The 20,219-nt window shown below is 59.0% G+C and carries 17 protein-coding genes; 13 read left to right on the forward strand and 4 right to left on the reverse strand.

Going from position 1 to position 20,219, the window contains the following annotated elements; all coding sequences use genetic code 11:
• Positions 1-4 precede the first annotated feature (4 nt).
• From prfA to kdsA, 5 genes are read left to right on the forward strand one after another with little or no spacing between them, the layout of a single operon-like run.
• On the forward strand, positions 5-1,087 hold the full coding sequence (gene prfA / locus ACWKXX_RS17065; RefSeq protein ID WP_003856667.1) for a peptide chain release factor 1: 1,083 nt from the start codon (positions 5-7) through the stop codon (positions 1,085-1,087).
• Positions 1,087-1,917: a peptide chain release factor N(5)-glutamine methyltransferase gene (gene prmC / locus ACWKXX_RS17070; RefSeq protein WP_045329996.1), complete on the forward strand. Its 831-nt coding sequence runs from the start codon at positions 1,087-1,089 to the stop codon at positions 1,915-1,917. The genes prfA and prmC overlap by 1 nt, the downstream gene beginning before the upstream one ends.
• Positions 1,914-2,306 (forward strand): invasion regulator SirB2, encoded by a 393-nt coding sequence (gene sirB2 / locus ACWKXX_RS17075; RefSeq protein WP_023296762.1) that lies wholly within the window; start codon positions 1,914-1,916, stop codon positions 2,304-2,306. Before prmC ends, sirB2 begins: the two co-directional genes overlap by 4 nt.
• Positions 2,307-2,309: 3 nt before the next feature.
• Positions 2,310-3,119, forward strand: a complete 810-nt coding sequence (gene sirB1 / locus ACWKXX_RS17080) for an invasion regulator SirB1 (protein ID WP_006810913.1) — start codon at positions 2,310-2,312, stop codon at positions 3,117-3,119.
• 36 nt (positions 3,120-3,155) lie between these two features.
• Positions 3,156-4,010, forward strand: a complete 855-nt coding sequence (kdsA, locus tag ACWKXX_RS17085; protein ID WP_003856671.1) for a 3-deoxy-8-phosphooctulonate synthase — start codon at positions 3,156-3,158, stop codon at positions 4,008-4,010.
• 115 nt (positions 4,011-4,125) lie between these two features.
• On the opposite strand, the gene chaA is transcribed toward kdsA, so the two are convergent.
• Entirely contained in the window at positions 4,126-5,226 is a 1,101-nt protein-coding gene (gene chaA, locus ACWKXX_RS17090; RefSeq protein ID WP_003856672.1) for a sodium-potassium/proton antiporter ChaA, read from the reverse strand.
• 268 nt (positions 5,227-5,494) lie between these two features.
• On the opposite strand from chaA, the gene chaB reads away from it, so the two are divergent.
• Positions 5,495-5,725 (forward strand): putative cation transport regulator ChaB, encoded by a 231-nt coding sequence (chaB, locus tag ACWKXX_RS17095; RefSeq protein ID WP_003856674.1) that lies wholly within the window; start codon positions 5,495-5,497, stop codon positions 5,723-5,725.
• Positions 5,726-5,902: 177 nt separating this feature from the next.
• Complete coding sequence (locus tag ACWKXX_RS17100; protein WP_017384255.1) at positions 5,903-6,598, forward strand: gamma-glutamylcyclotransferase; 696 nt, start codon at positions 5,903-5,905, stop codon at positions 6,596-6,598.
• A gap of 30 nt (positions 6,599-6,628) precedes the next feature.
• Here the strand turns inward: ACWKXX_RS17100 and ACWKXX_RS17105 are convergent, their stop codons facing one another.
• The 3 genes from ACWKXX_RS17105 to ACWKXX_RS17115 form a co-directional block, all read right to left on the reverse strand.
• Complete coding sequence (locus ACWKXX_RS17105) at positions 6,629-6,868, reverse strand: hypothetical protein (RefSeq protein ID WP_015570352.1); 240 nt, start codon at positions 6,866-6,868, stop codon at positions 6,629-6,631.
• Between the two features lie 194 nt (positions 6,869-7,062).
• Positions 7,063-8,847, reverse strand: coding sequence for a methyl-accepting chemotaxis protein (locus ACWKXX_RS17110; RefSeq protein WP_261666192.1), 1,785 nt, complete (start codon positions 8,845-8,847; stop codon positions 7,063-7,065).
• A 106-nt stretch (positions 8,848-8,953) separates the two neighbouring features.
• A complete protein-coding gene (locus ACWKXX_RS17115) occupies positions 8,954-9,307 on the reverse strand; it encodes a DsrE/DsrF/TusD sulfur relay family protein (RefSeq protein WP_015570354.1) in 354 nt (117 codons plus the stop codon).
• Between the two features lie 73 nt (positions 9,308-9,380).
• Between ACWKXX_RS17115 and nasR the strand changes: the two genes are divergently transcribed.
• The 6 genes from nasR to ACWKXX_RS17145 all read left to right on the forward strand — a co-directional run bounded on the left by nasR (position 9,381) and on the right by ACWKXX_RS17145 (position 20,180).
• A complete protein-coding gene (nasR, locus tag ACWKXX_RS17120; RefSeq protein ID WP_261666193.1) occupies positions 9,381-10,553 on the forward strand; it encodes a nitrate regulatory protein NasR in 1,173 nt (390 codons plus the stop codon).
• 227 nt (positions 10,554-10,780) lie between these two features.
• Positions 10,781-12,028: a CmpA/NrtA family ABC transporter substrate-binding protein gene (locus tag ACWKXX_RS17125; RefSeq protein WP_023296759.1), complete on the forward strand. Its 1,248-nt coding sequence runs from the start codon at positions 10,781-10,783 to the stop codon at positions 12,026-12,028.
• A 2-nt stretch (positions 12,029-12,030) separates the two neighbouring features.
• Positions 12,031-12,909 carry a nitrate ABC transporter permease gene (gene ntrB, locus ACWKXX_RS17130; protein WP_252058641.1) on the forward strand — a complete coding sequence of 293 codons (879 nt, stop codon included), beginning with the start codon at positions 12,031-12,033 and terminating at the stop codon, positions 12,907-12,909.
• A 9-nt stretch (positions 12,910-12,918) separates the two neighbouring features.
• Entirely contained in the window at positions 12,919-13,707 is a 789-nt protein-coding gene (locus tag ACWKXX_RS17135) for an ABC transporter ATP-binding protein (RefSeq protein ID WP_015570359.1), read from the forward strand.
• A 12-nt stretch (positions 13,708-13,719) separates the two neighbouring features.
• Positions 13,720-17,706 carry a nitrite reductase large subunit NirB gene (gene nirB / locus ACWKXX_RS17140; RefSeq protein ID WP_261666194.1) on the forward strand — a complete coding sequence of 1,329 codons (3,987 nt, stop codon included), beginning with the start codon at positions 13,720-13,722 and terminating at the stop codon, positions 17,704-17,706.
• On the forward strand, positions 17,703-20,180 hold the full coding sequence (locus ACWKXX_RS17145; RefSeq protein WP_192969914.1) for a nitrate reductase: 2,478 nt from the start codon (positions 17,703-17,705) through the stop codon (positions 20,178-20,180). The genes nirB and ACWKXX_RS17145 overlap by 4 nt, the downstream gene beginning before the upstream one ends.
• Positions 20,181-20,219 lie beyond the last annotated feature (39 nt).

Consider the following 20,219-nt stretch of genomic DNA (forward strand, 5'->3'; position numbering starts at 1 on the left):
GCCTATGAAGCCTTCTATCGTCGCTAAACTGGAAGCTCTGCACGAGCGCCATGAAGAAGTCCAGGCGCTGCTCGGTGATGCCGGGACCATTGCCGACCAGGAACGTTTTCGCGCGCTGTCGCGTGAATACGCGCAGTTAAGTGATGTTTCAAAATGCTTTACCGACTGGCGACAGGTCCAGGAAGATATCGAAACCGCGCAGATGATGCTCGACGATCCTGAGATGCGCGAGATGGCGCAGGAAGAGTTACAGGATGCGAAAGCGCGTTCAGAAGAGATGGAGCAGCAGCTTCAGGTGCTTCTGCTGCCGAAAGATCCGGATGATGAGCGTAACGCCTTTGTGGAAGTCCGCGCCGGTACCGGTGGCGACGAAGCGGCGCTGTTCGCCGGGGATCTGTTCCGTATGTACAGCCGGTATGCCGAATCCCGTCGCTGGCGCGTGGAGATCATGAGCGCCAACGAAGGCGAGCATGGCGGCTACAAAGAGGTTATCGCCAAGATCAGCGGCGACGGCGTGTACGGTCGTCTCAAGTTTGAATCCGGCGGTCACCGCGTGCAGCGCGTGCCTGCGACAGAATCTCAGGGACGCATTCATACGTCAGCCTGTACGGTGGCGGTGATGCCGGAGCTGCCGGAAGCGGAACTGCCGGATATCAACCCGGCAGATCTGCGCATCGACACCTTCCGCTCATCAGGGGCAGGTGGTCAGCACGTTAACACCACCGACTCCGCTATCCGTATTACTCACCTGCCCACCGGGATTGTGGTTGAGTGTCAGGATGAACGTTCCCAGCACAAGAACAAAGCTAAAGCGTTATCCGTGCTGGGCGCCCGTATCCACGCGGCGGAAATGGCGAAACGCCAGCAGGCGGAAGCCTCTACCCGCCGTAACCTGCTGGGCAGCGGCGATCGTAGCGACCGTAACCGTACCTATAACTTCCCGCAGGGTCGCGTAACCGACCATCGCATCAACCTGACGCTCTACCGTCTGGATGAGGCGATGGAAGGCAAGCTCGATATGCTGATTGAGCCTATCGTGCAGGAATACCAGGCCGACCAGCTGGCGGCACTGTCCGAGCAGGATTAATGGATTTTCAGCGCTGGTTACGCCATGCCGCCAGTGAGCTTTCTGCAAGTGAAAGCCCGAAGCGCGACGCCGAAATTCTGCTTGAGCATGTGACGGGTAAAGCCCGCACGTATCTCCTGGCTTTCGGCGAAACCGCGCTGACCGCTGAACAGCAATCGCAGCTGGAGGCACTGCTTGCCCGCCGTAAAACCGGCGAGCCGGTGGCGCATCTGGTTGGCGAGCGCGAGTTCTGGTCACTTCCGCTGTACGTTTCAGCGGCCACGCTGATCCCGCGCCCGGACACCGAGTGTCTGGTGGAGCAGGCGCTGGCGCGGTTACCGGCGCAGCCGTGTCAGATCCTCGATCTCGGTACTGGCACCGGCGCGATTGCGCTGGCGCTTGCCAGCGAGCGACCGGACTGCACCGTGACGGCGGTAGACGTGATGCCTGATGCGGTCGCCCTCGCGCGGCGCAACGTTGAACGGCTGGGGCTGAACAATGTTTCCGTTCTGCAAAGCAGCTGGTTTGCCGCGCTTGAAAGCCGTGTGTTCGAAATGATTGTCAGCAATCCGCCCTACATCGACGAAGACGATCCGCATCTCGCGCAGGGCGACGTGCGTTTTGAACCGTTGACCGCGCTGGTCGCTGCGAATCAGGGACTTGCGGATCTCGATCACATTGTGACAACGTCACGACAACATTTGCTTCCCGGTGGCTGGCTGCTGGTGGAACATGGCTGGACGCAGGGAGAGGCGGTGCGAGCGCTGTTTACGCGTGCCGGATACGCTGCCGTGGAAACCTGCCGGGATTACGGCGGCAATGAACGTCTGACGCTGGGGCAGTGGTCATGAGCCTGTTTACGCTGCTGATCTCCGTTCACCTGATTTCCGTTGCCCTGACCATTGGCTTTTTCATTGCCCGCTACTGGTGGCGCTACAGCAACAATCCGCTGATTAACGCCCGCTGGGTACGCATCGCCCCGCACTGTATCGACACGGTGCTGTTCCTTTCCGGAGCCGGGTTAATGTGGAAAACCGGCTATCTGCCATTTACTGATAAAGGCGCATGGCTGACTGAAAAGCTGTTTGGCGTTATCATCTACATCGTTTTGGGTTTTATCGCGCTTGGGCGTCATCGTCCGCGCAGCCAGCAGACAGGGTTTATCGCCTTTTTGCTGGGTCTGGTGGTGCTGTACATCATCATTAAACTCGCCACCACAAGAATACCGTTACTGGGGTAAGTCATGAGGTCCTTAGCCGATTTCGAATTTAACAAAGTGCCGCTCTGCGATGGTATGATCCTGATTTCAGAGATGATCCGCGACGATTTTACTTCACAGTACGTTTACGCTGAACTGGAGAATCTGGTCAGCCTGGCGCGCGAAGAGATCAATCAGGCACGTCCGCAGGACTGGCAATTAGAGAAGCTGATTGAGCTTTTCTACGGCGAATGGGGTTTCTGCGACACGCGAGGCGTGTACCGCCTGTCTGACGCACTGTGGCTGGACCAGGTGTTGAAAAATCGTCAGGGCAGTGCCGTCGCGTTGGGCGCCATTTTACTGTGGGTTGCGCACGAGCTGGATATTCCACTGGTGCCGGTCATTTTCCCGACGCAGATGATTTTGCGGGCGGAGTGGCTGGACGGTGAGATGTGGTTAATCAATCCGTTTAACGGCGACACGCTGGATGAGCATACGCTGGACGTCTGGCTGAAAGGCAACATCAGCCCGATAGCTGAGCTGTTCAATGAAGATCTCGATGAAGCCGATAACGCCGAAGTGATCCGTAAGCTCCTGGATACGCTGAAGTCTGCGCTGATGGAAGAGCGTCAGATGGAGCTGGCTCTGCGCGCAAGCGAAGTGCTGTTGCAGTTCAATCCGGAAGATCCGTACGAAATCCGCGACCGCGGCCTGATTTATGCGCAGCTCGACTGCGAGCACGTGGCGCTGAATGATTTGAATTATTTCGTCGAGCAATGTCCGGAAGACCCGATCAGCGAGATGATCCGCGCGCAGATTAACGCGATCGCGCATAAACACATTACACTGCATTAATCTTAATTCCGATTCACACCTGAATAAGGCGATCCTATGAAACAAAAAGTGGTTAGCATTGGTGATATCAACGTGGCAAACGACCTGCCGTTCGTGCTGTTTGGCGGTATGAACGTTCTGGAATCCCGCGATCTCGCTATGCGCATCTGCGAACACTACGTGACCGTGACCCAAAAGCTGGGCATCCCGTACGTGTTTAAAGCCTCTTTTGACAAAGCCAACCGCTCCTCCATTCACTCCTACCGTGGCCCGGGCCTGGAAGAGGGGATGAAGATTTTCCAGGAGCTGAAACAGACGTTTGGCGTGAAAGTGATCACCGACGTGCACGAAGCGTCTCAGGCACAGCCCGTGGCTGATGTGGTAGACGTGATTCAGCTTCCGGCGTTCCTCGCTCGCCAGACTGACCTGGTAGAAGCGATGGCGAAAACCGGTGCCGTGATTAACGTGAAAAAACCGCAGTTCGTGAGCCCTGGCCAGATGGGTAACATCGTCGACAAGTTTATCGAAGGCGGTAACGACCAGGTGATCCTCTGCGACCGTGGTTCAAACTTCGGTTATGACAACCTGGTTGTGGATATGCTGGGCTTCAGCGTGATGAAGAACGTCTCTAACCAGTCCCCGGTGATTTTCGACGTGACCCACTCCCTGCAATGCCGCGACCCGTTTGGCGCCGCGTCTGGCGGGCGTCGTGCGCAGGTGACCGAACTGGCGCGCGCCGGTATGGCAACCGGCCTGGCGGGTCTGTTCATTGAAGCGCACCCGGATCCGGCTAACGCGAAATGCGACGGTCCATCCGCGCTGCCGCTGGATAAGCTGGAGCCGTTCCTGAAACAGATCAAAGCGATTGACGATCTGGTGAAGAGCTTCGACGAGCTGGATACCAGCAACTAATAAAAAAACCCGCTTCGGCGGGTTTTTTTATGGGGCATATTGCCGGGTGGCGCTGCGCTTACCCGGCCTACAAAACCCGTAGGCCCTGCAAGCGAAGCGCCGCTGGGCAAAAAGGCTACGCAAATATCGTCATCAGATACGCAATAAACAGCGCCATATGCGCCGCGCCGTTCAGCACATTGGTGCGGCCGGTGGAGAAGGATATCTGGCACAGCAGCAAGGATGCCACCATCACAATCATCTCTGGCGCACCCAGCGCAAACTGCAATTCATTTCCCGTCATAAAGGCAATCAACGTCACCACCGGAACGGTAAGGGAGATGGTCGCCAGAACGGAGCCGAAGAACAGATTCATCGCACGCTGCACCTGATTATTGAGCACCGCTTTCAGCGCTCCCAGGCCTTCTGGCGACAGGATCAACAGGGCCACCAGGAAACCGGTAAAGGCGACCGGCGCGTTCAGTTCAGTTAACAGCGCCTCCAGCGGGTTCGCATTCATCTTGGTGACCGCAATAACGGCAATCAGATGCACGATCAGCCAAACCGTATGCCACGCGCTGCTGTGCGCCGACGGCTTACCGTGATGCGGGTCATCGTCGTCGCCGTCGTCTTCATGCTCGTAAACAAACAGGCTCTGGTGCGTTTTGGTCTGGATCAGCAGGAACACGCCGTACATCGCCGCGGAAATCAGCGCCACCAGCAGCGCCTGGCCGGTGGTGAAATTTGCACCCGGCAGCGCCATCGGAAATACCAGCACAATAATCGCCAGCGGGAACAGGGCGATCAGGTACTGTTTAATGCCAAAGAGGTTCATGTACTGGGTGGCAAATTTGCGACCACCTAATAAAAGTGAAAAACCGACCAGGCCGCCGGTAACAATCATAATGATGGAGTAGAGCGTATCGCGCATTAGCGTTGGCGCGGCGTCGCCGGTGGCCATTAATGCGGAAATTAAACTGACTTCAAGAATCACAACCGAAAGGCTTAAAATTAATGACCCATACGGCTCTCCAAGACGGTGGGCTAACACATCCGCATGGCGTACCACGCTAAATGCACTGGTTAAAATACCCACCAGAGCCAGAATATTGATCCCCACAACCACTGGCAATGACTGACTGCTTCCCCAGAAGAGCAGCACAGCCAGTGCCAGAACCGGGAAAATGAGAGAGGTCTCCTTGTGGCGGGTTTTTACCGCCTCGTGTGTTGCTGTCATGTGTTTCTCCAACAATGCAGGTGCTTGTAATTATAGATAGATTTTAAAGGTATTAAATTAACAGAAATCTGTTAAATACCCTGTATTTTTTACTTAATTTTACCCTTTATTATAATTTTTATGTCTGAGGCTTATAATGCCTTATCTCTGTTAAATATTAGTTTAATAACAATGAATTACATTTTTATATTGTTCATTTCTTTCTGTCGGGTGGCACCCTCGCGTATCGTCGTCCACACTTATCTTTTAGCCAAAAGAGAGGTTAACGATGCCATACAAATCGAAAAGCGAATTACCGGATAACGTGCAAAACGTATTGCCTGCCCACGCCCAGGATATCTACAAAGAAGCCTTTAACAGCGCCTGGGATCAGTACAAAGATAAAGAAGATCGCCGGGACGATGCCAGCCGTGAAGAGACGGCGCATAAGGTGGCCTGGGCCGCCGTGAAAAATGACTATGAGAAAGGGGACGATGATAAATGGCACAAAAAGAAATAGCCGCCAAATAACACGCTGCCTCCATTTTGACATTTCAGGCGGTTGACCTGCCGCTGTATTGCATCTGGCCCGCGAATTGCTTATCGTTGCTCAACTGCTGTTAAAATGAACAGCATAGAATGCCGGGAAGGCGAATTACAGATGTCGCAAGGAAGCATGCAGTGGCGGAGGTGGAATGTGTTAACGCGTGATTTCTTGATGAAGGCAGATTGTAAGACGGCATTTGGTGCTATTGAGGAATCGCTTCTGTGGTCGGCTGAACAACGTGCGGCGTCGCTTGCGGCAACGCTGGCCTGCCGCCCGGATGATGGCCCGGTCTGGATCTTTGGTTACGGCTCGCTGATGTGGAACCCGGCGCTCGAATTTGTTGAATCGGCAACCGGAACGCTGCCTGGCTGGCACCGCGCCTTCTGTTTGCGCCTGACCGCCGGACGCGGCAGCGCGTGTCAGCCTGGCCGCATGCTTGCACTAAAAGAAGGCGGGCGCACCACGGGCGTGGCATACCGGCTGCCGGATACCACGCTGGAAGATGAGCTGACGCTGCTGTGGAAGCGCGAGATGATCACGGGCTGCTATATGCCCAGCTGGTGCAAGCTGGAACTGGATGACGGGCGTACCGTCAACGCGCTGGTGTTCATTATGGATCCGCGCCACCCGCTGTATGAAGCCGATACCCGAACCCAAGTGATTGCCCCGCTGATTGCCGCCGCCAGCGGACCGCTGGGCACTAATGCCCAGTACCTTTTCTCGCTCGATCAGGAGCTGACGCGTCTCGGTATGCAGGACGACTGTCTGAGTGAGCTGGTGGTGAAGGTGAAAGCGCTGCTGGAAGGGAACCCGCTCAGCAATACGCTGCGGCCGGGTTTTGCCTGATAATACGCCCGGCTGGCCGGGCGTTTACTGTTATGCCGCCACGTAACTCACGGAATGTTCGAGCGACTGGCTGTGGCTGTCGATCAGCACATCCCAGGTGCCGGTGTAAGGCACCGTCAGCCAGGCCTTATCGTCCTGGACGGTAAGGATATCTGCCTGCGATTGCTTCTGTCCTTTTGTACTCATCAGATGGATGCGGCAACGCTCTGAGCAACGCACCACTACCGTATCCCCGCCAAACAGTTTCAGACTCGTTTTAACTCGTGCCATTTTATACCCCGTCGTTTTTGCCCATCCCGAGCGTGATGTTGTTCACAATTTACTCATTGCATAACACCAAAGGGGCAGGGGTGGGATGCTGATTTCGATCAAAAAATGGCGCAACGATTAAACAAAAATGACAAAATCCCTGAAACCTTTCAGCGGACGCGCGTTTACCCTGCTTAACGCGCGCCCGGGAAAAATTATATGCGGAAATGGCCAGCGGTCTCAGCAAGGTCGCCCGCCTGGCTTTGCAGCGCGCTGGCCGCCGCAGCAGACTGTACAACAAGTTCGGCGTTCTGCTGCACCATGCGATCCAGGTGAGTCACCGCGTGGTTAATCTCATGGATCCCTTTCATCTGCTCGCGGGTGGCAATGGATATTTCACGCATAATGCCTGACACGCTCCCGACGCTGGCGCGGATCTCATCCATGCTGTCGCCCGCAAGGTGCACAAACCGGGAGCCGGTTGCAACGCTTTCGGTGGTGGAATCAATAAGGGATTTGATCTCCTTCGCCGCCTGAGCACTGCGGCTGGCCAGGTTACGTACTTCCCCCGCAACGACCGCGAACCCACGGCCTTGCTCCCCGGCACGCGCCGCTTCCACCGAGGCGTTAAGCGCCAGAATATTGGTCTGGAAGGCGATGCCGTCAATGACGCTGGTGATATCGCCGATTTTCGCGGAAGCCAGTTCGATGGACTGCATGGTGCTGATGGCCTGAGCGACGACGTCGCCTCCGCGGGATGCGGCGGCTGAGGCCTTGCTCGCCTGTTCGTTCGCTTCTGCTGCCGACTCGTTTGACTGCGTAACGGAGGCCGTGATCTCTTCCACGGCGCTGGCGGTTTCGCGAAGGCTTGATGCCGCCTGCTCGGTACGCCCGGAAAGATCCTGATTACCTGCCGCAATCTCATGCGCGGCGTTTTTCACTGAGGCGCTGGCATCACGCAGCTGGACCATCACCACAGAAAGCTTATCGCTGAAGGCGTTAAACGCCTGCGCGATTTGCGCCACTTCATCGCCCCCCTTATCCGGCAGACGCTGCGACAGATAGTTAGTACCGTTGGCAATGTTGTTCATCGCGTCACGGATACCGGACAGCCGCTTAAGCAGGCGGGCAATCAGGAGGTGCATGAGGGCTCCGCTCAGCAGGGCAAGGATCGCCAGAGACAGTGCAGATGCTTTCAGCAATGACCGCATCCCGGCGGTGGCATCGCCGTTATCGAGCGCCACAACGAGCAGCCAGTGCGTCCCCGGTACGGCGGTGGCCAGGAACGTTTTTTCGCGTCCGTTAAACGTTCCGTCAACCAGGTTGCCGCTTTTCAGGGTGGCAAAATCGGTCCCTTTGATCGTCTCCGTAAAAGGCTTAAGCGTCAACGCAGGATCGCTGCCGGCAATAACGGTGCCGTTGCTGTCCAGAAGCAGTCCGCTGCTGGCCGGAGTCGGGTGAATACCGCGCACGTTAGCCACCACGCTGTCCATCGCCACATCGCCCGCCACCACCGCTTTCAGGGCACCTTGCTCTTTAACGGGTACCGCGAACGTCACCACCAGTTTCCCGGTGCCCGCGTCCACATAGGGTGCAGTCACTACCGGGCCATCAGCGCTGACGGCCTGCTGATACCACGGGCGAAGGGTGGGATCGTAATCAGCGGGTACCCCGGTTGGGTCAGAAAATTTAGCCGTTTTGCTGGCATAACCCACGTAGACGTTGGTGAATCCACCCGCCAGCGCAAGCTGTTTAAACACCGGAACCGGATCGTCGCTGAGCGCGACTGGCTGCGCCGAGGTGATGACGGTCATTTTGTTGTTCACCCAGTCGGCAATCGCCATGTTGTGGCTGGCGCTGGTGCTGGTCAGAATATCGCGCTGCGACTGCTGATTATCCTGGCGCGTGACCTGAAAGTTAATAATGGTATTAAGAAGAAGGGCGACGACCAGACAGCCTGTCGTCGCGGCAATGATGCGGGCGCGAATGGATCTGAACATAAGTGTAATACCTGCTGTGTTGTTTCCATGCCTATCGGCAACGGTGCAGGTAAACTTGATGCTGAAACCGCGTCCATAAGAAAATAATATTTTTAGCGGGTTATTATTAAAAAGTTAATACTTTATCGGCGGAAAGCGTCCATTCAGCCAGCTCCACCAGCGTACCAATTTCCACGCCATCAATCAGCGGCAGCCCGGTAATGCCGCGCCCGTCGGTACAGGTTTTGCACAGTTTGACCGGAACGTTTTGCGCGGTCAGGATCTCCAGCATTTGTTGAATGTTGTAGCCCTCTGCGGGTTTCTGCCCCTTCAGCCCGGCCGTGACGGCATCGGACATCAAAAAGAGGCGCAGCTCCAGCTCACTCTCCTTATCGCGCAGCGCGATTGCCAGGCGCAGGCTGTTAAAAAGGGATTCACTGCCGTAGGCCGCACCGTTGGCGACGATCACAATCTTCTGCATGTTGACTCCTGTTCTTTGAAAAGGCACGAATATTGCTTCTCGTACCGAAGAATACGTATCGGGGAGAGAAACGATGACGACAGTGGCTGGCAGTTCCCCTGGCGCAACCGAATGGTTCCAGCGTGCGAGAATGTTGCGCGAGGAACAGCTCGGCAGACTGGCGCAGCTGGGCGCACTGGTGAACGGCATCAGTCGACTGGTGCATATGCTACAGTGCGAGCGCGGTGCGTCAAATGTCTGGCTCTGCTCGCAGGGCAAATTGTACGCGCCTGAATGCAAGGCCAGCAGGGCCCTGGTGGATGAAAACCTCGCCGCATTGCACCTTCAGTTTAACGAACCGCTGCCGGGCAGCGCCCTGTGCGAACGTATTGCCAGCGCACTGCACGGCCTTGAGACGCTAACGGCGCTGCGTGATGGCGTTACAGGTCAATGCGTCACCGCGCCGCAGGCGATGGAACATTACAGCCGCATACTGCGTCATTTGCTCAGTATCGTACCCCAACTCAGCGACAGCATTGACGATCCGCACATCGCGGGCCGATTTGTGGCCCTTTACAGCCTGATGCAGGGCAAAGAACTTGTGGGACAAGAGCGGGCGCTGGGGGCTATTGGTTTCACCCAGGGATTCTTTGACGATGAAACCCGCCAGCGGCTGGTGGATCGCATTGATGGCCAGCAGGCCTGCTTTGAGGTTTTTATCTCCCATTGCACTCCAGACGTGCAGGAGTCATTTACCCTCAACTGCCTGCCGGGTCTGGAGACTGAAAAACTCAGGCGTGAAGCGTGCACCCGCCAGCCTCCGGCAGATAACGGCGATACCGCCCTCAAATGGTTTGCCCTGCAAACCGCGCGCCTTGAGCACCTGCGCACGCTGGAGGAGGTGGCAATTGCCGATCTGATGACGGCAGTTGAGGAGCGCCGCTATAGCGAAAACCTGCACGCAGACGATGAACACGACGATATCCTGGCGCGATTTCCGGATAAACCGCTGCTGCTGCTGGTGCGCCAGCAGGCGCGTGAAATTGAGCAACTCTCCCGTCAGCTTGCTTCCCTGCGCGACACGCTGGAGGAGCGTAAGACCATCGACAAAGCCAAAAGCGTGCTGATGACGCACCAGAACATGAGCGAGGAGCAGGCGTGGACCGCGCTGCGCAAAATGGCGATGGATAAAAACCAACGCATGGTAGATATCGCCCGTGCGCTGCTTATGGTGAAAAATCTTTGGAAGATACCCCCTGGGGAGTAGTTGCACAGCCAGTGGGCATTTTGTGCCTGATTGAGGTGCGTAAAACAGCGCTCTTCTTGCAGAAACCCCGTAACGCCGGGGATGAAAAGCTGGCATTACCTTTGCATTAACAGATTAACCATTTTCGACGATGCGCCAACGGCGGTGCATGCGTCTTCGGGATAAAGGCGTCCAGCGGTGCTTCAGCACCGTCGGGCGCTTTTTTTTGCCTTTTTTCAGGAGTAATTATGGCGGATTTGTCGAGACGGCGGTTATTGCAGGCCAGCATGCTGGCGAGTGGTGCGATGCTGTTGCCGGGTGTCATGCAGGCCGCATGGGCGGCGGGGTCAGATAAGCCGGAGCAGGATACCGTGCGTATCGGGTTTATCCCCCTGACCGACTGCGCGCCCGTGGTTATCGCGGCCCTGAAGGGGTTCGATAAAAAACACGGCATTACTATTGTGCCGACCAAAGAGGCGAGCTGGGCGGCAGTGCGCGACAAGCTGGTGGCGGGCGAGCTGGACGCTGCGCACATTCTTTACGGCCTGCTGTACGGTCTGGAGCTGGGTATCGCGGGCAAGCCGCAGCAGATGGCGAACCTGATGACCCTTAACCAGAACGGACAGGCCATTACGCTCTCCAGCGATCTGGCGGAGAAGGGCGTTCGTGACCTCGACGGGCTGAAAAAGCTGATTGCGCAGCAGGCGCCGGGAACCTACACCTTCGCGCATACCTTCCCGACGGGAACGCACGCCATGTGGCTCTACTACTGGCTGGCCAGCGCGGGGATTAACCCGTTTGACGACGTGCGCACCGTGGTGGTGCCGCCGCCGCAGATGGTGATGAACATGCGCATTGGCAACATGGTCGGGTTTTGCGTTGGCGAGCCGTGGAACGCGCGGGCGATTAACGACCGCATCGGATTTACCGCCGCCACGTCGCAGTCCATCTGGGCCGATCACCCGGAAAAGATCCTCGGCACCCGACGCGACTGGGTGGCGAAAAACCCGCACACCGCACGGGCGCTGGTGAGCGCCGTGATGGAAGCCGCGCGCTGGATCGAGGCGTCAGCGGAAAACAAACGCGAAACCGCGCAGATCCTTTCGCGCCGCGCCTGGCTCAACTGCAAGGAACAGTATCTCACCGGACGTATGCTTGGCGAGTACGACAACGGGGTCGGTCAGCGCTGGCAGGATGCGCACCCGATCCGTTTCTTCAACGAGGGTGCCGTGAGCTACCCGTATCTCTCCGACGGCATGTGGTTCTTAACCCAGTTCCGCCGCTGGGGCTTGCTCAACGCCGCGCCAGATTACGCGGGCATTGCACAGCGCATTAACCAGACCGCGGTCTGGCAGGATGCCGCGACTGCCGTGGGCGGCATGTCCACACCGTCATCACCGTATCGCAGCAGCACCCTGATGGACGGCACCGTCTGGAACGGCACCGATCCGGAAGGGTACGCCAACCGCTTCGCCATTCACCGTAAAGGGGCCTGAGTATGCAGCATCTGCAAAATACAAAACCACAAGAGACGTCAGAGAGCGGGGAAGTGATTGTCCTGCCTCCGCTACAGGTTCGCCGTCGTACGCCAGCGTTTACGCGTCGGATGAATGATTTTTTACAGCGCGTCATCCCGGCGCTGCTCGGTCTCGGCCTGCTGGTGGTGCTCTGGCAGCTGGCAGCGATAAACAGTAAAGGCTTTCCGACGCCGCTCAGCACGCTCGATTCGGCCATGACCCTGTTTGCCGATCCGTTTTATCGCGACGGGCCAAACGATATGGGCATTGGCTGGAACGTGCTGGCGTCGTTGCAGCGCGTCGCCATCGGCTTCGGTCTGGCAGCGATGGCGGGCATTCCGCTGGGCTTTTTGATTGGCCGCTTCACCTTTTTCTCGCGCATGTTCAACCCGCTGATCGTGCTCCTGCGTCCGGTCAGCCCGCTGGCCTGGCTGCCTATCGGCCTGCTGCTGTTCCAGAAAGCGGAGCCTGCATCGAGCTGGACCATTTTTATCTGCTCTATCTGGCCGATGGTGATCAACACCGCTGAAGGGGTACGCCGTATTCCGCAGGACTACCTCAACGTGGCCCGGGTGTTGCAACTCTCAGAGTGGACCATCATGCGTCGCATTCTTTTTCCCGCCGTACTGCCTGCGGTGCTGACCGGGGTACGCCTCTCCATTGGCATTGCCTGGCTGGTGATTGTCGCCGCCGAGATGCTCACCGGAGGTTTAGGCATTGGATTCTGGATCTGGAATGAGTGGAACAACCTCAACGTCGAAAACATTCTCATCGCCATCGTCATCATTGGCGTGGTCGGGTTGCTGCTGGAGCAGGGGCTGATGCTGATCGCCCGTCGCTTTAGCTGGCAGGAAAAATAAGGAGTGAAGATGAAACCGTTAATTCAGGTCCAGGCCGTGAGCCAGCGTTTTTCCACCGCCAGCGGCGAGTTTCTGGCGCTGCAAAACGTCTCTTTTGATATCCACGAGGGCGAAACCGTCAGTCTGATTGGTCACTCCGGCTGCGGCAAGTCGACGCTGTTAAACCTGATCGCCGGGATCACGCTGCCGACGGAAGGCGGGCTGATTTGCGACAACCGCGAAATCGCCGGGCCGGGGCCCGAGCGCGCGGTGGTGTTCCAGAACCATTCGCTGCTGCCGTGGCTGACCTGCTTCGACAACGTGGCGCTGGCGGTGGATCAGGTCTTCCGTCACACCATGAGTAAGGCCGAGCGCAAAGCGTGGATTGAGCACAACCTCGACCGGGTGCAGATGGGCCACGCGCTGCACAAGCGCCCTGGGGAGATCTCCGGCGGCATGAAGCAGCGCGTCGGGATTGCCCGGGCGCTGGCAATGAAGCCGAAAGTGCTGCTGATGGATGAGCCGTTTGGCGCGCTCGATGCGCTGACGCGTGCCCATCTTCAGGACTCGGTGATGCAGATCCAGCAGGCGTTGAACACCACCATCGTGCTCATCACCCACGACGTGGACGAGGCGGTACTGCTCTCTGACCGCGTACTGATGATGACCAACGGCCCGGCGGCCACCGTGGGTGAGATCCTGCGCGTCGATCTGCCGCGCCCGCGCAACAGGGTGCAGCTGGCGGATGACAGCCGCTATCACCACATGCGCCAGCAGATCCTCCATTTCCTCTACGAAAAACAGCCGAAAGCGGCGTAATGAGGGGGCACGATGCGACTGGTCATTATCGGTAATGGTATGGCGGCAGCCCGGCTGATTGCGTCGCTCACCGGGCGTGTTCCCGGTCGTTTCGCTGTCACCGTCATCGGTGACGAGCCTGAGCAGGCATACAACCGCATCCAGCTTTCGCCGGTGCTGGGTGGCGAAAAGCAGGCGGAGCACATCTGTCTGCACGATGAAGACTGGTACACGGCACGAGGCGTGACGGTGCTGCGAGGAGAAAAGACGCTCGCAGTAGACGTCAACGCGCGTGAAGTGCATACCTTTGCTCGCACGCTGGGCTGGGATGCGCTGGTGTTTGCCACCGGGTCTACCCCTGTAGTGCCGCCGATCCCCGGCGGCGATGCACCGCATGTGTTCACCTTTCGCACCCTGGCAGAGACCCGCGCCATCCAGAATATCTCCGGACCGGCGGTAGTGCTGGGCGGCGGCGTACTCGGCGTGGAGGCCGCGGCAGCGCTGGCGCGCAACGGTGACAACGTCACGCTCGTGCATCGCGGTCCGTGGCTGATGGAACAGCAGCTGGATCAGCAGGCGGGACTGCTGCTTGACGAGGCGCTGGCGGCGCGGGGCGTACGCTGTGAACTCGCCTCCGGCATCACCGCCATCGCTGACGATGCCGTGACGTTGACCGACGGACGCCGCATCGCCGCCACGCGCGTGGTGCTGGCCACGGGCGTGCAGCCCAACGTCGCGCTGGCAAAAGCCAGCGGCATTCGCTGCGCGCGCGGCATCGTGGTGGATCCGCAGATGCAAACCTCCGTGCCGGATATCTACGCCATCGGCGAGTGCTGCGAAATTGACGGCCAGACGTTTGGCCTGGTCGCCCCCTGTCTGGCGCAGGCGGATATTCTTGCCGCGCGGCTGGCCGGGGAGGTCACCGCGCCGTTTACCCTGACCGACAACGGCGTGCGCCTTAAGGTGACCGGCGTGGCGCTGTTCAGCCTCGGACGCGCGACGGCGCAGGCGGACGATGTGGTCTGGAGTTCATGGGATCCGCTGACCCGTCACTATCGACGTTTACTGATCCATCAGGGGGCGCTGGCTGGCGTGCTGCTGATGGGTGACTGCCGCAGCGCGGCAACCTTTACCGATTTACTGGCAACGGCTGCGCCCGCCCACGCGGACTGGCTGTTCGATCGTTTCACAACGCAACCGCAGGTTGCAGGACAGAACGCTATGACAAAACCTACTCTGGTGGTGGTTGGGCACGGTATGGTCGGCCATCATTTCCTCGAAGACTGCGTTAACCGCAATTTGCATCAGCAGTATCAGATTATTGTTTTTGGCGAAGAGCGCTATGCCGCCTATGACCGCGTGCATCTGTCGGAATATTTTGGCGGACGCAGCGCGGACTCGCTCTCGCTGGTGGCGGGGGCGTTCTTTGCCGATAACGGCATTGAGCTGCGCCTCTCGCAGCAGATCGTCGCTATCGATCGTGATGCACACGTAGTGCGTACCGCCAGTGGCCATGAGACTCACTGGGACAAGCTGGTGCTGGCGACCGGCTCGTACCCGTTCGTACCGCCCGTTCCGGGCAACGATCTGCCGGGGTGTTTTGTCTACCGCACCCTCGACGATCTGGACAACATTGCGGCCCATGCGGCAGGCTCTCGCCGCGGCGTGGTAATTGGCGGCGGCCTGCTGGGGCTGGAGGCGGCGAATGCGCTTAAGCAGCTCGGGCTGGAAACCCACGTGGTGGAGTTTGCGCCTAACCTGATGGCGGTGCAGCTCGACAGCGACGGCGCGGCAATGTTGCGCAAGAAAATTGAGGCGCTGGGCGTAGGGGTACACACCAGTAAATCGACGACGGAGATTGCCACCGCAGACGACGGGCTGGTGCTGCGCTTTGCCGATGGTGAACAGCTGGAAACGGACATGGTGGTCTTCTCTGCTGGTATTCGGCCGCAGGACGCGCTGGCGCGCAGCAGCGGGCTGGCTGTCGGCGAGCGCGGCGGGATCTGTATTGACGACGGCTGCCGGACCTCGGATCCGGATGTGCTTGCCATCGGGGAATGCGCGCTGTGGGAGGGGAAAATCTTTGGCCTGGTGGCACCGGGCTACCAGATGGCGCGCGTGGCCGCCGCTGTGCTGGCGGGTGAGGAGAAGCGCTTCACCGGCGCGGATATGAGTACCAAACTCAAGTTGCTGGGCGTGGATGTGGCGTCGTTTGGCGATGCCCACGGGCGCACGCCGGGCGCGCTGAGCTACCAGTGGACGCACGGGCCGCAGCAAATCTACAAAAAGATTGTGGTCAGCCACGACAGCAAAACCCTGCTGGGTGGCGTGCTGGTGGGCGATGCCAGCGAATACGCCACGCTGGTGCAGATGATGCTCAACGGCATCAGCCTGCCAAAAGAACCGGAAACGCTGATCTTACCCGTATCGTCAGGCAGCGCGCCGAAAGCGCTGGGCGTGGCGGCGCTGCCGGAAAGCGCGCAGATCTGTTCGTGTCATAACGTCAGCAAAGGGGATATCTGCCAGGCGGTAAGCGCGGGTGCGACGGATATCGGCGCCATTAAGCAGTGCACCAAAGCGGCGACCGGCTGCGGAGGCTGTAGCGCGCTGGTGAAGCAGGTGATGGAGTTCCAGCTTGCAGAGCAGGGCGTGGAGGTGAAAAAGGATATCTGCGAACACTTCCCGTACTCGCGTCAGGAGATTTATCACCTGGTGCGCGTCAACCATATCCGCACCTTCGACCAGCTTATCAGCCGCTACGGTCAGGGACACGGGTGCGAGATCTGTAAGCCGCTGGTGGGATCGGTATTGGCTTCCTGCTGGAACGAGTATCTGCTGAAACCGGCGCATCTGCCGTTGCAGGACACCAACGACCGCTATTTCGCCAACATCCAGAAGGACGGGACCTATTCCATCGTGCCGCGCATGCCCGCCGGGGAAGTGACGGCTGATGGGCTGATCGCCATCGGCCAGATCGCGAAACGCTATAGCCTTTACAGCAAAATTACCGGCGGGCAGCGTATTGACCTGTTTGGCGCCACGCTAGAACAGTTGCCGGAAATCTGGCAGGCGCTGGTGGAGGCCGGGTTTGAGACCGGACATGCTTACGGGAAATCCCTGCGCACGGTGAAATCCTGCGTCGGGTCGACCTGGTGCCGCTACGGCGTGCAGGATTCCACCGGCCTCGCGGTCAGGCTGGAACACCGCTACAAGGGCCTGCGCGCGCCGCACAAAATCAAAATGGCGGTCTCCGGCTGTACCCGTGAGTGCGCAGAGGCGCAGAGCAAAGACGTAGGGGTGATTGCCACGGACAAAGGCTGGAACCTCTATCTGTGCGGCAACGGCGGGATGAAGCCGCGCCACGCGGATCTCTTCGCCAGCGATCTGGACGACGAAACGCTGATCCGCACCGTTGACCGTTTCCTGATGTTCTACATTCGCACGGCAGATCGTCTGCAACGCACCAGTACCTGGATGGATAACCTGGAAGGCGGCCTCGACTATCTGCGCGAGGTGATCCTCAACGACAGCCTGGGGATCGCCCTTGAGCTGGAGCAGGAGATGGCCCGGGTGGTGGAGACCTACCAGTGCGAATGGCAAACCACCCTTAACGATCCTGACCGCCTGGCGCTGTTCCGCACCGCGGTGAACGTCCCCGCCGCGGAGGAGAACAAGCGCTGGCAGGAAATTTGTAATATCGACGAGATCCCGGAGCAGGCGGGCATTGGCGCGCATCTTGGGCGCAAACCGATTGCGCTGTTCCGCTTTGGCAAAACCGTTTATGCCCTCGACGATCGGGAGCCGGGCAGCCGCGCGAACGTGCTTTCACGCGGCATCCTCGGCGATGCGGCGGGGGAACCGGTGGTGATCTCGCCGCTCTACAAGCAACGTATTCGTCTGCGCGACGGGTGTCAGGCTGAGAGCGGGGCGCCTGCGGTGCGTGCCTGGCCGGTAAAAATCGAAAACGGCAAGGTGTGGGTTGGAAATGAAGAGCTGGTGATGCGCGCGGAGGCCTCATGACGGAAACCCGGACAACGTGCCCTTACTGCGGGGTGGGCTGCGGCGTGGTCGCCAGCGCAGACGGTGAAAAGGTGAGCATTCGGGGGGATGAAACTCATCCGGCGAATTTCGGTCGTCTGTGCGTAAAAGGATCTGCCCTTGGGGAAACCACAGGGCTACAGGGACGCCTGCTGCGCCCGGTTGTCGATGGCCGGGAGGTGGCATGGCCGCAGGCGCTGGGCGAAGCGGGCGAGCGGCTGCGGAACATTATCAACGAATGGGGGCCGCAGGCGGTGGCGTTTTATGCCTCCGGCCAGCTGTTGACCGAGGATTACTATGCCGCCAACAAGCTGATGAAAGGCTTTATCGGGGCGGCGAACATTGATACCAACTCGCGGCTGTGCATGTCATCGGCGGTGGTGGGCTACAAACGCGCCTTCGGTGAAGACGTGGTGCCGTGCAGCTACGAGGACGTGGAAAACAGCGATCTGGTGGTACTCGTTGGCTCGAACGCGGCCTGGACGCATCCGGTGCTGTATCAGCGGCTGGTGCAGGCAAAACACAACAATCCGCAGATGAAAGTGGTCGTGATCGATCCGCGTAAAACCGCCACCTGCGATATCGCCGATCTCCACCTCGCGCTCAGACCCGGCAGTGACGCCGGGCTGTTTGTGGGGTTGCTCAATCTGATTCAGGGGCGCGGCGAGTGGCCGATCCCTCGCGTGGCGGCGTTTTGCGATCTGCCTTCAGACGAGATTGGCACCTTCTACGACTGGTTTGTCACCGCGCCACGCGCGATCACGCTCTACACCATGGGGATCAACCAGTCCTCCAGCGGCAGCGACAAGTGCAACGCCATCATTAACGTGCATCTTGCCAGCGGGAAGTTCAACCGTCCTGGCTGCGGCCCGTTTTCGCTGACCGGACAGCCAAATGCCATGGGCGGGCGGGAAGTGGGCGGGTTGGCGAATCAGCTGGCGGCGCACATGAACTTCGAGCCGGACGATCTCTCGCGCGTGGCGCGTTTCTGGGGAACGGAACGGCTGGCGCAGACCCCGGGCCTGATGGCGGTGGAACTGTTTGACGCTATTGCCCGCGGCGAGGTGAAGGCGGTGTGGATCATGGGTACCAACCCTGCCGTGTCACTTCCCGACAGCCACGCGGTGTGCCAGGCGCTGGCGGCCTGCCCGCTGGTCATGGTATCTGAGGTGATGCAGGAGACGGACACCAGCCGGTTTGCCCATATCCGTTTTCCCGCCCTGGGCTGGGGCGAGAAAAACGGCACGGTGACCAATTCAGAACGCCGTATCTCCCGCCAGCGCGCCTTTCTGCCTGCGCCGGGCGAGGCCAGACCGGACTGGTGGATCATCGCCCGGATCGCAGACCAGCTCGGTTATGGCGATGCCTTCGCCTGGGAACACCCTCAGGAGATATTTTGTGAACATGCGGCGCTAACGGCGTTTGAAAATAACGGCGAACGGGCGCTAAACCTGCGCGAACTGGCGTCGCTGTCACGAGAGGCGTGGGACGAGCTGGCGCCGTATCAGTGGCATGCCGGTGATTTCCCGCAAAGAACGCTTGTTCCGGTTGACCCCTCCCCGCATGGGGCAGGCGTCGACGAATTGTACCCCTTGATACTGAATACCGGGCGGATCCGCGATCAGTGGCACACCATGACGCGCACGGGGTATGTTCCGCGTCTGATGCAGCATATCGATGAGCCTTTTGTTGAGATGAACGCAACCGATGCGGCGCGCGCCGGGCTGACTGACGGCCAGCTGGCGCGGGTAAGCTCCCCGCGCGGAGTGATGGTTGCCAGAGTACGTATCTCCACCGCGCAGCGTGCAGGCGAGCTGTTTGCGCCGATGCACTGGAACGCGCAATTTGCCCGGCAGGGTAAGGTCAATGCGCTGGTGGAAGGGCGGGTTGATGCCGGGTCCGGCCAGCCGGAGAGTAAACAAACCGCGGTGAGGATCCTGCCCTGGCTACCGGCCTGGCAGGGTGAACTGTATGCCCGCGAGCTGCCAGCGCTGCCGCCGTCGGTCTGCTGGTGGCGTAAAGCCTCACGTCTGACGGTGGCGGGGGAGCAGCCGTTGCTGTCGTGGATCATGGCGTACGCCAGCGGTCGGGGCTGGCAGTTACAGGTGGCACAGACGGGAGAACGCAGCAGCGTGCTCGCCTGGCATCACGGTGAGCTGATGCTGGGCTACTGGGAGGGCCATACGCTGCCGGCGCTGGCGCATGCGTTTATTGAAGAAGCCTTTGCTGCTGCGCCCGTCCAACTTGCTGAACGCCATGCGCTGCTGCACGGGCAACGGCCGGACGAAGATGCCGATCCCGGGCGAATTATCTGTAGCTGCTTCAGCGTGGGTGAAAATACGATACGTAAGGCAATAGCCGGAGGCTGTGATTCTGCCCCAGCGCTGGGCGTGAAGCTGCGCTGCGGCACGAACTGTGGTTCCTGCGTGCCGGAGCTGAAAGCGCTGTTGGGATAATAGTGTAAGGGCGTCGGGTGGCGGCTTCGCACCGGTACG

It is taken from the genome of Enterobacter sp. UPMP2061 (assembly GCF_053709615.1).

What these genes read in the sequence shown, in the direction of transcription:
- prfA (WP_003856667.1), top strand. Translation starts at nt 5, where the DNA reads ATGAAGCCTTCTATCGTCGCTAAACTGGAAGCTCTGCACGAGCGCCAT.
- prmC (WP_045329996.1), top strand. Translation starts at nt 1,087, where the DNA reads ATGGATTTTCAGCGCTGGTTACGCCATGCCGCCAGTGAGCTTTCTGCA.
- sirB2 (WP_023296762.1), top strand. Translation starts at nt 1,914, where the DNA reads ATGAGCCTGTTTACGCTGCTGATCTCCGTTCACCTGATTTCCGTTGCC.
- sirB1 (WP_006810913.1), top strand. Translation starts at nt 2,310, where the DNA reads ATGAGGTCCTTAGCCGATTTCGAATTTAACAAAGTGCCGCTCTGCGAT.
- kdsA (WP_003856671.1), top strand. Translation starts at nt 3,156, where the DNA reads ATGAAACAAAAAGTGGTTAGCATTGGTGATATCAACGTGGCAAACGAC.
- chaA (WP_003856672.1), bottom strand. Translation starts at nt 5,226, where the DNA reads ATGACAGCAACACACGAGGCGGTAAAAACCCGCCACAAGGAGACCTCT.
- chaB (WP_003856674.1), top strand. Translation starts at nt 5,495, where the DNA reads ATGCCATACAAATCGAAAAGCGAATTACCGGATAACGTGCAAAACGTA.
- ACWKXX_RS17105 (WP_015570352.1), bottom strand. Translation starts at nt 6,868, where the DNA reads ATGGCACGAGTTAAAACGAGTCTGAAACTGTTTGGCGGGGATACGGTA.
- ACWKXX_RS17110 (WP_261666192.1), bottom strand. Translation starts at nt 8,847, where the DNA reads ATGTTCAGATCCATTCGCGCCCGCATCATTGCCGCGACGACAGGCTGT.
- ACWKXX_RS17115 (WP_015570354.1), bottom strand. Translation starts at nt 9,307, where the DNA reads ATGCAGAAGATTGTGATCGTCGCCAACGGTGCGGCCTACGGCAGTGAA.
- nasR (WP_261666193.1), top strand. Translation starts at nt 9,381, where the DNA reads ATGACGACAGTGGCTGGCAGTTCCCCTGGCGCAACCGAATGGTTCCAG.
- ACWKXX_RS17125 (WP_023296759.1), top strand. Translation starts at nt 10,781, where the DNA reads ATGGCGGATTTGTCGAGACGGCGGTTATTGCAGGCCAGCATGCTGGCG.
- ntrB (WP_252058641.1), top strand. Translation starts at nt 12,031, where the DNA reads ATGCAGCATCTGCAAAATACAAAACCACAAGAGACGTCAGAGAGCGGG.
- ACWKXX_RS17135 (WP_015570359.1), top strand. Translation starts at nt 12,919, where the DNA reads ATGAAACCGTTAATTCAGGTCCAGGCCGTGAGCCAGCGTTTTTCCACC.
- nirB (WP_261666194.1), top strand. Translation starts at nt 13,720, where the DNA reads ATGCGACTGGTCATTATCGGTAATGGTATGGCGGCAGCCCGGCTGATT.
- ACWKXX_RS17145 (WP_192969914.1), top strand. Translation starts at nt 17,703, where the DNA reads ATGACGGAAACCCGGACAACGTGCCCTTACTGCGGGGTGGGCTGCGGC.